At 38.5% G+C, this 12717-nt stretch carries 11 protein-coding genes; 4 read left to right on the top strand and 7 right to left on the bottom strand.

Going from position 1 to position 12717, the window contains the following annotated elements; all coding sequences use genetic code 11:
- Nucleotides 1–4: 4 nt before the first annotated feature.
- A complete protein-coding gene (locus H7A25_06685) occupies nt 5–1216 on the top strand; it encodes an NAD(P)/FAD-dependent oxidoreductase (GenBank protein ID MCP5499572.1) in 1212 nt (403 codons plus the stop codon).
- 1 nt (nt 1217) lies between these two features.
- Here H7A25_06685 and H7A25_06680 read toward each other — a convergent pair whose 3' ends face one another.
- Entirely contained in the window at nt 1218–1832 is a 615-nt protein-coding gene (locus H7A25_06680; protein ID MCP5499571.1) for a class I SAM-dependent methyltransferase, read from the bottom strand.
- 296 nt (nt 1833–2128) lie between these two features.
- Between H7A25_06680 and H7A25_06675 the strand changes: the two genes are divergently transcribed.
- The gene (locus tag H7A25_06675) at nt 2129–2359 is read left to right on the top strand and encodes a hypothetical protein (protein MCP5499570.1); all 231 of its coding nucleotides are present in this window, start codon (nt 2129–2131) and stop codon (nt 2357–2359) included.
- A gap of 493 nt (nt 2360–2852) precedes the next feature.
- Nucleotides 2853–3800, top strand: coding sequence for a histone deacetylase (locus H7A25_06670; protein ID MCP5499569.1), 948 nt, complete (start codon nt 2853–2855; stop codon nt 3798–3800).
- Between the two features lie 82 nt (nt 3801–3882).
- Here H7A25_06670 and H7A25_06665 read toward each other — a convergent pair whose 3' ends face one another.
- Nucleotides 3883–4896, bottom strand: a complete 1014-nt coding sequence (locus H7A25_06665; protein ID MCP5499568.1) for a M23 family metallopeptidase — start codon at nt 4894–4896, stop codon at nt 3883–3885.
- 88 nt (nt 4897–4984) lie between these two features.
- Here H7A25_06665 and pcnB point away from each other — a divergent pair, with 88 nt between their 5' ends.
- Nucleotides 4985–6529, top strand: a complete 1545-nt coding sequence (gene pcnB / locus H7A25_06660) for a polynucleotide adenylyltransferase PcnB (GenBank protein MCP5499567.1) — start codon at nt 4985–4987, stop codon at nt 6527–6529.
- Nucleotide 6530: 1 nt separating this feature from the next.
- Here pcnB and H7A25_06655 read toward each other — a convergent pair whose 3' ends face one another.
- The 5 genes from H7A25_06655 to H7A25_06635 all read right to left on the bottom strand — a co-directional run bounded on the left by H7A25_06655 (nt 6531) and on the right by H7A25_06635 (nt 12701).
- The gene (locus tag H7A25_06655; protein ID MCP5499566.1) at nt 6531–8366 is read right to left on the bottom strand and encodes a hypothetical protein; all 1836 of its coding nucleotides are present in this window, start codon (nt 8364–8366) and stop codon (nt 6531–6533) included.
- Between the two features lie 9 nt (nt 8367–8375).
- On the bottom strand, nt 8376–10157 hold the full coding sequence (locus tag H7A25_06650) for an apolipoprotein N-acyltransferase (protein ID MCP5499565.1): 1782 nt from the start codon (nt 10155–10157) through the stop codon (nt 8376–8378).
- A 102-nt stretch (nt 10158–10259) separates the two neighbouring features.
- Nucleotides 10260–11060 carry an RNA polymerase sigma factor WhiG gene (gene whiG, locus H7A25_06645; protein ID MCP5499564.1) on the bottom strand — a complete coding sequence of 267 codons (801 nt, stop codon included), beginning with the start codon at nt 11058–11060 and terminating at the stop codon, nt 10260–10262.
- A gap of 251 nt (nt 11061–11311) precedes the next feature.
- Nucleotides 11312–11734 carry a hypothetical protein gene (locus H7A25_06640; protein ID MCP5499563.1) on the bottom strand — a complete coding sequence of 141 codons (423 nt, stop codon included), beginning with the start codon at nt 11732–11734 and terminating at the stop codon, nt 11312–11314.
- Between the two features lie 55 nt (nt 11735–11789).
- Nucleotides 11790–12701, bottom strand: coding sequence for a MinD/ParA family protein (locus tag H7A25_06635; protein ID MCP5499562.1), 912 nt, complete (start codon nt 12699–12701; stop codon nt 11790–11792).
- Between the last annotated feature and the right edge of the window lie 16 nt (nt 12702–12717).

Raw genomic sequence — 12717 nt, 5'->3', positions numbered from 1 at the left:
GACTATGAAAATTGCCATCTTAGGAGCCGGTGCTGCCGGCTTTTTTTCTGCTATAAACATAAAAGAATTCTTTCCGAAACATGAAGTTGATATATTAGAAAAATCAGATAAAGTTTTACGTAAAGTCCGCATATCCGGAGGAGGCAGATGCAATGTAACGCATTCCTGTTTCCAAGTAGAGGACTTAATTAAAAACTACCCGAGAGGTCAAAAAGAGCTTCGCTCAGCCTTTCATATCTTTCAACCCGAAAATACAATCCAATGGTTTGCAAAAAGAGGAGTAAAACTTCACACGGAAGAAGATGGACGCATGTTTCCTGTAAGTAACTCTTCTGAAACAATTGTTAATTGCTTCTTAGAGGAGATAAAAAAGAAACAGATAAATCTCCTGACAGAGATGAAGTTACAGGGAATTTTCAGGGAAGGAGACTCATTTCTCCTGCAATCAGAAGAAGGCTTTCAAAAAAAATATGACCGGGTATTATTCGCAACAGGTTCAGACAGAACTTCCTGGAAATGGCTAACAGCTCTCGGCCACAGCATTATTGAACCGATCCCCTCCCTTTTTTCTTTCCATATCCACGACGAATCCCTGCAATCTCTTCAGGGTCTGAGTATTGACAAACTAAGCCTGAGCCTGGAAGAAAAGAAATACAGGCAAAGCGGAAGCCTTCTTTTCACACATGAGGGCCTGAGCGGTCCGGCGGTTCTCAAACTCTCTTCTTTTGCAGCTCCCTACTTTCATGATAAACAATATAATACCAAATTGTTTATCCACTGGTTAGGAGATAAAAATCTCGAAGAAATCCGAAATGTACTTACTCTAATCAAAATCAGGGAAGGAAACAAAAAAGTGAAAAATACAAATCCTCCTGAAATCCCAACGAGGGCCTGGGAAATGCTCTGCGATAAAGCAGGTATAGAAAAAGATACAACCTGGCCCCATCTTTCCAAAAAGCAGTTCCAGACTCTCCAAGAACTACTCTATAAAACAGAATACAAAATATGCGGAAAAAGTACTTTCAAAGATGAGTTTGTTACCTGCGGAGGAGTCCACTTAAAAGAAGTAGACTTTAAAACCATGCAAAGTAAACTCATCCCCGGAATTTACTTTGCCGGGGAAGTTTTAAATATTGATGGGATAACCGGTGGCTTTAATTTTCAGAATGCCTGGACCGGTGCCTACATCGCTGCTCTTAATATAGGGAAGCCCTGACTCAGGGCTTCTTTCCCACCGCCATAAATACAGGATAGATCTTATCATTTTTCTCGACTTTACAAGAAATTTGAATCTGAATATCCTTAAAACCCACATCTTCCATGATATTCCGAATATAATCCAGGGAAAAACCCTGATGGTGATAATCTGCATCTTCCGGGTGAAAGCTACCATCTTCCTCCTCCAAATCTCCTGTGCATAGATAGCCACCGGACTTCAGGCTAAGAAAAGCTTTTTGGAAATAAACTTCAGGCTTATGAATATGATGCAAAGCCATACTCGAAAACATCAGGTCAAATGTATTAAGCGGTAGAGGATCCGTATCCATATTATGAGTTTCAGCCCTGACATTCAAAATCCCGGCTTCTTTCACTTTTTTTTGCAGAACTTCAATCATCCCTTTCGAGAGATCCATACCCACGACCTCTTTCAAATCTCCGTGCAGGTGTAAAAGAACGAGACCTGTACCACAACCATAGTCCAGGGCTTTCATTTCAGGATGTAAGGGTACAATTTCCCTGATCGCCTTTGCAGCAGAAGAAGAGAGAAGCCGCCTCATCGGGCTTTCGTCCCAGCTTTCTGCTAATTTATCAAAACGGTTTTCTTCTAACATAAAACCAGTTCATAAAAAGGCTTCAAACAGGCTATCAGAAATATTTTAGTTCAAAATCCTGTATATAGTGTAAGCAGATATAGAAATATCCAAAAAGGAAAAAATATTGCTAATTTACTCTCGAGCCTCATAATAGCTGTAGATATACAATTCTTATTCAAAAATAGAATGCAACTGTATCGAGTTTAGATTTTCATTGTAGAAAGTATCGGCACGATGGAGGACTCGTCGAGACAATCGAAAATTGGGATCGAAGGAGTCGGATAGAGATAGAAGAAAAATTTGAAATATTAGATATGATGATTGCAAGCGGATTAGATATCAATCATCAGGACAAAGATGGTAATGCAGTTTCCATTGCCTTTGATGAAGAGAATTACGATGTGGTTAAGTATTTATCCCAAAAAGGATTTTCATTAGATCCTATAAATAAATCAAATTATAGTACCGTCATGATGAAAGTAATGTTCATCAAACCAACCAATGAGGCTTTACTTTGGAGTAAACCACGCTTTACTTTGGAGTAAACCACGCTTTACTTTGGGACAAAGCACGCTTTACTTTGGAGTAAACCACGCTTTACTTTGGAGTAAACCACGCTTTACTTTGGGACAAAGCACGCTTTACTTTGGGACAAAGCACGCTTTACTTTGGGACAAAGCACGCTTTACTTTGGGACAAAGCACGCTTTACTTTAGGACAAACCACGCTCTGGTTTAGAGAAATCACGCTTTGCATCAGAACCAATCAGGCTTTGGTTTGGAGAAATCAGGCTCTGGTTGACTGCCCTCCCTCTTTAGTGTTTAGGTATTAGTGTTTAGTTTCAACGAATTACAAGCCTTATCCCAGCCGGATGGTTTATTGTTCGGCTGAACGGGAAGGGCGAAATTAGATTTCCGAAAGTCTCTTTTTGCAATCAAAAATACTATCTAAAAAATAGCGATGCACCCAAAGAAACACAAATTCCAGAATAAGGCTTTACAAAGAGTAAAAAGACCGTTTAATGGAAGAAGGGTTATCATGGTCTTCTCAATATTTAATCTCTTTGAAAAAAAAAACGAGGGTTTAAAGGCTTCCGATAGAATCGCGTTTATCTATTCGCCCCAGTACAACCTCGCCTTAGAAGCTCATGTGTTCCCGGCTCATAAGTTTGCAAGCCTTCATGATTTTCTCGCAATGGATGAAGAATTATGCGATGTGCCATTTTTTGATCCGGAGCCCGCAACAAAAGAAAACTTACTCCTGGTACACACAGAAGAGTTATTAGATGACCTCGAAGAACTCAAGTACAGCTACAGAACCAAACGCTCCGAACTTCCCCTGACCCATACGCTTATTGAAAACTTTAAATACGGAGTGGGAGGGACCATACTCGCCATGCAAAAGACAAAGGAATACAAATTTGTATTTAACACAGGAGGAGGCTTTCATCATTCCTACCCTGACCATGCAGAAGGCTTCTGCTATTTAAACGACGTGGCGGTGGCTACGAGAGTATATCAAAAAGAAAATCCGGGTAAGAAGGTTCTCATACTGGATCTGGATTTGCATCAGGGAAATGGAAATTCTTTCATCTTCCAGCAGGATGATACCGTATTTACATTTTCTATGCACCAGGAAAACCTATATCCCGTAAAAGAGAAGTCCGATCTGGATATTCCTCTGTATGATGGCTGCGAAGATACCGAATATCTTTCCGAATTAAAAAGAGCTCTGCATAAGCTAAAAAATTTTCAACCCGACCTGATTTTTTACCTTGCAGGTGCTGATCCCTTTGAAGGAGATAAACTGGGAAGTCTGCGTTTAAGTTTTAAAGGCCTGCAAGAAAGAGATAGGATAGTAAAAGCTTTTGCAGAAGAAATGAAGTGTCCCGTTGTCATCGTGACAGCCGGAGGCTATGCTGTGAATTTCCAGGATACCGTAAAAATCCATTATAATACAGCCAGAGTCTTTGCTATCGATACTTAAATTAGGAAGTTTCTCTTTAAAAGCAAGCGACCCTCCGGAGGGTCGCCTGCTCCCCGAAAAAAATGAGGACTTACTAGAGTTTTTACTCTAAATTGATAAACTCTCTGGGATCCATAGAAGGTTCAGAGCCAATATGCACTTCATAATGCACATGGGAACCGGTAGCTTTTCCGGTTGCACCCATTAGAGCTATGAGTTGTCCCCTTTTTACTTTCTGACCTTCCCTTACTTTAAATTCGTAACAATGGCCATACAGAGTATAAATTCCGTTTCCATGATTAATCCTAACACTTCGGCCCAGACCTCCGGGAGTCTCCCTGAGTTCAGCAATAATACCGGGACCGGTGGCATAAATTGGAGTTCTGTAGGATGAAGCAAAGTCTATTCCGCTATGAAACTCTCCTTCTCCCAGTCCAAAGGGGTCATTTCTCTTGCCAAAAAGAGAAGTAATAAATCCCACACCGGGAGCAAGAGGCCTACCCTGAGGCATAGACTGGTAAATTCCTTCCCGTGTTTCTAAAAACTCTATGGCATTCTCAAAACCAGGTTTTAACTGTTTCAATCTCTGGGAAAGCTTCCTTACTTTTTTTACCGTACTTCTGTAAATTTGCATATTGGAAGAAAGTTCTTCCTGTTTCTCCGAAAAAATCGAATTAGGAATCCAATCCCTCCAATTCAGGCTAAAATAATCCAGAGCGGAACTCTGTTTCCAGATGGTACGATGAAGCCTACGGGTCTTTTTTATGAGTATATCTACCGTGTCGTCCATCTCATCTATCATCATATCCTGATGAATAAAATAGAGACGATTGCGACTGCTGCTCTCATAAAGCTCCCTATGATTCTCCGGAAAAGAGATATATTTCAAAGAATAATAAAAACTGGCTAAAAGAATAAAGGCTGCTGTTAAACCCAGAAAAAAAAGTAAATTAATGGAGAGCTCAATTTTATAAATTTTTTCCTGACTGTGAGGGATGAGTAATAAAGAGAGCCTCGTTTTTCCCAGCTCCTGAACGCGCGAAATGGCCTTTTTACTGCGTTCCAGGAATAAAATCAGCTTTTCCTGGGGCTTTAACTTATATTGAAGACTGCTCATACCGCACCTTTGATTATTAAAAAAGAGATATGATATATGTCAATTTGTTGTTGATCTTTTCCAGAAAATAAACACCATAGCAATACCTATGTTTAAGATAATCTCAGATCTTTTTAAGAAAAAAACTCCGACAGTAGATAATATTCTACTCTTTCCGGAGGGAAAGAGATACTATAGAGATTCTCACATAATTCGAAAAAACCATATCGACGAAGACGTTCAAAAGATAATCTATCGGCTTTCGAAGTTCGGTCATAAGTCATTCTTAGTAGGTGGTTGCGTTCGGGATATACTTCTCGGTCGCAAGCCCAAGGATTTCGATATTGTGACCAGTGCGACTCCTAATCAATTAAAAAATATCTTTAACAATTGCAGGATCGTTGGCCGAAGGTTTAAAATTGTTCATGTTATATTCAAGAACAAGATTATCGAGGTTTCGACTTTCCGTTCTCTACCGGATCACCGTTTAGAGAAACCGGAAGGCAACAAAGATTACCTTTTACGGAAGGACAACAACTACGGAAACCCTAAAGAAGATGCAGCCAGAAGGGATTTTACAATTAATTCCCTTTATTTCGACCTCAGAAATGAATCCATTATAGATTTTGTGGGAGGATACGATGATATACAGGCAAAAATTCTAAAAGTAATTGGGGATCCGGACATTTCTTTCAAAGAAGACCCGGTAAGAATGCTTCGAGCAGTCAAATTTGCTAAAATTCACGGACTTGAGATTGACAAAGCCACCCAGAAAGCTTTGAAAAAGAATCGCTTTGAGATCCTCAAAGCCTCAACTTCAAGAATGCTCGAAGAATATAACAAGATATTCAGAACATGGAAAGCCTCCGAGATCTTTAAAGGACTCGCAGAAAACTTTCTTTTAGATGTTCTGTTTTCCGAAGCGTTAGAACACGTAAAAAGGCAAACCAATTGGAGAGAAGATTTCCTGGAGACTTCTGTTGGTAAAAGACTTGCTATTGCAGACCGCCTGCTCAGTGAACGTGAGGAAATAAATTCAACTATCTTCTACTCTATCCTATTCTCAGACATCGTAAATGAAGCTCTAAAAGGTGATAGCTCAAAAAATATGATTCAAACGATTAAAACAACCCTTGAACCCATTTTTTTAAAGCTTGAACACCCCAGAAGGGAAAGGGAAAAAATTGTAAAAGTTTTCGCCAGTCAGCAAAGATTTTTTAAATCAGAAGACCGCAACAAGGCACATTCAGAAGTATTTAGAAATAAAGACTTTTTCTATGAAGCTTTCATGCTCTTCAAGATCAATGCTATGGCAGAAACGGATGAAGATGCACTTCAAAAAGCTCTTTACTGGGAAATCTCCTCTGCTGTAACCTCTTCTTCGGAAGAACAGAGTTCCCGTAAGAAACCCCCCAGAAGCAATCAGCAAAAAACCCATAAATCAAAAACCCATAACTCAGGTCATAAAAAATCTGTAAAAAAAAGGGTTGTGAAAAGTGGAAATAAGCCAAGAAATTCTGCGGAATCCGAAAAAACAGGTGGTGAAAAAAGAGAATCGCATAACAGGTCCCAGAGACAGGGGCCAAGAGAAAAGAGAGAAGATAAAAAAAACAAAGACTCCTTAGCAGCAGCTAAAGAGTCTGAACAGAAATAAATCAGGCTTTTTCTTCGGTATCGAAGTTATGGCCCGCAGTTTCGTCTTCGAGTGAGGAATCGTCTATAGGCTCTGTGCTATAGGTTCCAACTTCATCGTTGGAATCTTCAGCACTTCCTTCCAGACCTTCAAACACTTCCAGGGCCTCCTGCACGGTTACTGTGGAACCTGTAGGAGGTATTAAGACCAGAGTCTTTTTCCCGGCTCTCTTAAATTTGGGAACAACGAAACTTATGTTATTTGGATTTTCAAATTTAGCAGGCACCGGAGAAAGACCCTCAAACATTACCTGAGTTCCATCCACAAAACCACTTCCCACTAAATTTACAGCTATATCCGTTTCACTCAAGTCAACTTTTGGAGGAGTTACGATATTAATTCTCACCGAATCACTCATCACCTTACCACCCAGGTATCCACCCTGACTCACGCCTAAAAGACTTAAAAGTGTAGGTGGCATATCAGGAAGTCCGAGTAATAGATTTGAAGTATATAAAGTATATAGGTAAATGATAATTGAGACTATAGTAAAACCAAACATCTGTAGCCTCGGAAGACTGATAACACCCCCTTCCATAATAAGGTTACTCAATGCCGGAGGTGTATCACTTCTCTCATTCTTGGTCTTTTTATTACCGAGGGTATGAGAGGTTAAAAGCCCACCGTAACTGATAGAAAGTAAGATAAGAAGGGAAGAATTAAAGTCCGGTATCTGCCCGTTTCGAAGCAAAAGTCCGTGACTGATAGCAAGATAAAAATAAGCACCCATCAAAACAATGGTCCAGGAGGCAGCCTGAAACCGGGAAAGACTATAGGTATTCGTAGTGCTTTCCAGTAAAATCATTTCATAGTAATTCCAGCGTTTCATAATAAAGGCAATAATTCCCAGAATAATAAGCATTACTACGATACTTAAAAAACCGGTGCGTATCTTCCAGGTAGGTGGTAAAATACTGAGTGTATTATAATCAGAAGGTCTTCCTTTTACAATTACCCTGATTTTTACCTGGTTACGAAATATAATGACTTTCTTATTACCTCTTGTATCAGGTTGATCCTGTAAAAGATTTCTTCCTACCGGGATAGAAAACTTCAGAGTCTGCACTCCCTTTTCCGGTTTCGAAAGATAGAAAGGTTTCAGATCAGTAATAAAGCGTTCAAAAGTCAGACCATCATCGTTGACATAAGGCTCGTTCTCAACAAACTCAATACTTATATCATCAATATCCTCACCAAAATTTTTCCCCACAACTGTAACGGTAGCACCTTCTGCTCCTCCCTTAGGATCCAGTTTATCAATGAGAGGTTGCTTGTCAGGACCATCATCGCCCGTTTCTACTTCATAGAAAGTTTCGGCTACTACTGACTCATAATCCTTATCCAGTTTATATAGCTGTACCGTTACTCTTCCGGTTTCTTTAATATTATGGTAAGCGATAACCTGAAAATTTACCAGTTCCGGATTGTCCGGATCTGATTCAGCGGTTCCCCTGATTACATCTGTTTTTACTGAACCAATTTGAATACGGAAGGGAATCATGGCTTTTTTAGCATCATGTCCCTCTTTTCCATGATCCCCTTCACCGTTTAATTCTGCGATCATCTTCTTCGGATTTTTACCGAGAACGGAAACCCAGTAGTAGTTTTTTGAAAGATCCCTCACTGCAAAGTATTCAATGGAATAATCACTGGGAACTGTATCTTCCTTTTCATTGGGCTTTTCGGTTTCTTTAGCAGGTGGCTTAGTCCCGGTATCCTTAGGCTCTTCCCCTAAAAGGCCAGACACCATAAAAAAAGTCAAAAAAAGTAAGCCTGTTAGTCTAAGAAAAAATTTCATGTTATCACCTTATCTATCTTGTTTCTTAAATATTTTTATAAGTGTATAGATTGTAAATACAAAAAGAAAAATGTATGATATTGCATTTCCAAAAAGCATATAAAATGTAGAACCGGACTGTAAAACACCTACCTTATGCCTGTATACATCGGAAGATAAGATATCTGTAAACTTATTATCCACAATTCTTCCAAGATGATCGACAAATGTAGAAGTTCCGGAATTTGTTGAACGAACCATCCACCTGCGAAATTCAATAGAACGTAGTCTGGCCAAATCCATATGCTGATAGGACTCTACAGTCCTTCCGTACCACTTATCATTGGTGATATTTACAATAAAATCGGGAGCACCGGCTTTTGCAAACTTACGCACAAACTCAGGAATTATTACCTCATAACAAATAAGGGGAAGAAATTTTCCTTCTTCTTTTAATTCCACATTATTATCCCGGTAGTAATCCTTTAAATACGACATAGTCATCGGTTTTGTTTCTATCCAATTAATATGTGACTTAGAAAAAGAGGTACGCTTTGTTAAAGGTCTGTAATAGGAAATGAGTTCCTGTTTATCGCCGGGTAAAAATCGTCCGACCTGCGGTATAATAGAATACAAAAACTCAAAAGTTTCTCCAAGGGGAATGTATTCTCCGAAAGCAAGTAAATAAGATTTAGCATATGAATTTTTCCGTTCCCCGTTTGGATCATACAAAACTGAATGATTGTAAGAACGATGGTTTTTTGCTTCAGCCTTTCCATTTACAAAAAAGCTATCGATTTCATTGAAATAAACATTTGCCTTAAATCTCTGGTTTAAAAGAAAGATAAGAGCTTCAAAACGATACCAATAACTGGGAAAAAAAGAATTGGTAGCTTTCGTATTATGCGCAGAAAAAAAAGGAACAGCTGATTCAGGAAGCACGATTAAATCGGGATGAGTATCTCCTTCCCCCCCTTTTTTCGCCAATTTTTCAATTCGTTTAAATAGAATTTCCATACTTTCTTCAATGCTTCGTCCATCTCTAAATTCTAATGGAGCATCAGGTTGAATCATCATCACATCCACATATTTTGTGGGTTGTTGTTTTTCCCAATATAGAAACAAACCCGAACCTAAAAGAAAAAAACCGAGCAACATAAGAGGAATACTAAAAGTAAATAATCGATGTTGTTTAAAGAAATTTAGCCAAGTCTTCTTTCTATGAAGTAATCGAAAAATAAAGGGAGAAAAAGTATATAGATAAAAAGAAACGATGAAAACTAAAAAAGAAAGCCCGTAGACTCCGAAAACTTCAACAGTCTGTGCGAATATTAGGTTTCCGGCGATCAGGTTTCCAAAATGCCAGGGGAAAAGCTGATAAATAAATAATTCAGATATTAAAATAGCAAAACCGGCAAGAAAAATATTTCGCCCTATTTTTTTTCTTAAAAAAGAATACAGAATTAAAAAAACTGGGAATTTGAAAGAAGCTATAGAAGCATACAGGAAAAATAAAGGTAAAGCTATAAAAACCGGCAAACCACCAAACACAACAAACATGTATATAAGCCAGTAAAAAGAAAAACTCGTAAAAAAAAGAGAAAAGCCCATCCCCTTAAAAAGAAGTTTCTTATATTGCCCTCTGTATTTAGCCTCGACAGCAAAAAGGAAAAAGGGAACGAACCAGACGAAATGACTGAGTCCATAGGGAGCAAAAGAAAGGGCTGAAAAGAAAGCCAGGCCAGCATAACAAAAATAATCAAAGAGCTTAGTTCGTTTAAAACGAAAAAAAAATGGATAGAATTGTTTCATAGTGATAAATGGAACTAGCTTATACCTGAAAGTATCTGTCCATTCATTCTCTATAGATTAAAGTTTTTTAAAAAAGAAAGGAAGCGAACCTAAAAGTTCGCCTTATTTTCTGGTAACTACTGACTTTACTTTGCTTAATTTTCCGCGCAGTCTCATCACGGCTTTAGTGTGAAGTTGAGAAATCCGGGACTCGGTGACTTCTAAAACTTCTCCGATCTCTTTTAGAGTCAGATCTTCGTAGTAGTAAAGTACGATAACTTTTTTTTCTTTATCAGGAAGGGTCTTGATGGCTTCCACGATAATATTTTTTATTTCCTCTTTTTCTATAATGACATCCGGATTCAGGTTTTGTGGAGATTCCAGTGTTTCCATAAAAGAAACTTCATCATTCTCATCACCCAGAAACCAGATATCATTTAAGGATACTAAAGATGTGCCGCTAATTTTGGTAAGTAAGGATGAATACTCACTCATGGAGACCCCTAATTCGCGAGCAATGGCCTCATCATCTACTGTTTGACCTTCTTTGTTCTCCAGCATTCCGATAATTTGTTCGAGTTGCTTGGCTTTCTGACGAATAGAACGAGGAATCCAGTCTACGGAACGAAGTTCATCAAAAATACTTCCCCGTATTCTCGTCATGGCATAGGTCTTAAACTTAATTTCACGGTTGGGATCGAACTTTTCAATCGCATCTAAAAGTCCAAAGATTCCATAGCTCACCAGATCATCAAATTCAACATTCTGGGGCATTCCAATAGCTACCCTACCGGCAACATGCTTCACAAGAGGAGAATATTTCTCTACAAGATAATCACGTATCTCTCCCCTCTTAGTTGCCCTGTATTCTCTCCAAAGGGACATTTCATCAATCTGGTTATATTTCTCTAATAATTTGGACATACTTACTCTGACTCTCTTATAGAAACCCCGATTTTCTTGTATTTATCTCTTAGAGTGCAGATAACAAATTCACATCTACCTTATTGAATATAAAAAAAAAGGATAGTCTTTTTTTTATATTATGTAGCAAAAATAATCAAAAAATTTGTAGACCTTCCTAATTTTTAGGAAAATCCTCATGTCCTGCACTCAGGTTTTATCAGGATATTTTAATAGTAAATTTAAAAGGTAAATTTGTACAATCAATTTTTTTATTCGGAATCATTTGCCATCATAGTCCGAATCGCTTCTGCCATCAACTTGGGTTCGTTTCGAATTGGAACATTATCAACGATTATATGGTCTCCGTAGTTACCATCCGGTTTTTTAGGTCTTACAGGTTCCGGAGTAGATTCTTCCGAGGAAGCAAATTTTCCTGTTTCTTCTTCAAGATTAAATCCCTTATCTGACTGTGCGGAATAATCAGGTTCTGAATCCTCGGAAGAAAAGGATTCCTCACCCATTCCCCTCGCATGGGAAGTGCCCTCAAAAAAGTCGATAACTTCGGGAACATTTCTTTGCATAAAAAAATAGATTAAAAATCCGAGAGCGGCAAAAATCATAGCAGCCAGGAGAGCCACCATCAAAACATAACCTGCATGATTTCCAACAGAAAAACCACAGAGAGAACTCACGATAAAGGCCAGGACAGAAAGAAATATGATGAACTTAATTTGCAGAATCTTACCTTTATATTACCTTTTTTTTATATTCCTTATCTTTACTATCAAGGAAATTAAAGAATTTTTTAAAAAAATCCCCAATCCTGAATTCGGAATCTTCGTCCTCATCCATTTCTAAAATACGATTTTTGATTGCATTTACACAGGCTGAAGCCTTGCTCTTCGGAAATAGAGAAATAAAAGGTTTTTGTTTTCTTGCACTTAACTCAACCTCATCATCAAGATAAACCATACCTATACAACTTATATTGACTCCTATAAATTTAGAAGTTATATTTATTAGCCTTGAGGCAACTTTATTCCCTTCTTCATCGTTACGAACACGGTTTATCACCAGTTGAATTTTCTTATCCCTATCGTATAGGAGTACCGATTTGATAAGTCCGTAAGCATCTGTAATGGAAGTGGGATCCGGAGTGGTTATCACTAAAAGCTCTTTAGCCGAGGTCAAAAGTCCCATAACATTGGCTCCAATTCCGGCTCCTGTATCGATGATGATGAAATCATAATCCTCACCAATTTCTCCAAACTTTCGGATTAATTGATTTCTTTCAGTTGAATCCAGATCAGCCAGCTGTGTATATCCATTTGCACCGGGAATGATGTCGATTCCCTCGGTAGTTTGTACAATCACTTCCCGCAGGGTTTTATGACCTTTAATTACATGCAGTAAATTAAATCTTGGAATAATCCCCAGTAGCACATTGACATTTGCCAGACCCAAATCCCCGTCAAATACGAGAACTTTTTTGCCCTCTCTGGCCATAGAAATAGCGAGATTGATAGAGATAGTAGACTTTCCTACCCCTCCTTTTCCGGAAGCGATTCCAATCACCGTACTCTTAGGCCTTTCACTCAGAGCGGTATTTCTGGCTTCTCTAAACTCTCTTAATTTTCTAAGTCCTTCTGCTTGATCCATCATACTACCCGGAAAT

Source organism: Leptospiraceae bacterium (assembly GCA_024233835.1).
Taxonomy (GTDB): Bacteria; Spirochaetota; Leptospiria; order Leptospirales; family Leptospiraceae; genus JACKPC01.
The sequence above is the reverse complement of the archived record's forward strand: the minus strand, read 5'-3'. Positions and strand labels throughout refer to the sequence as shown.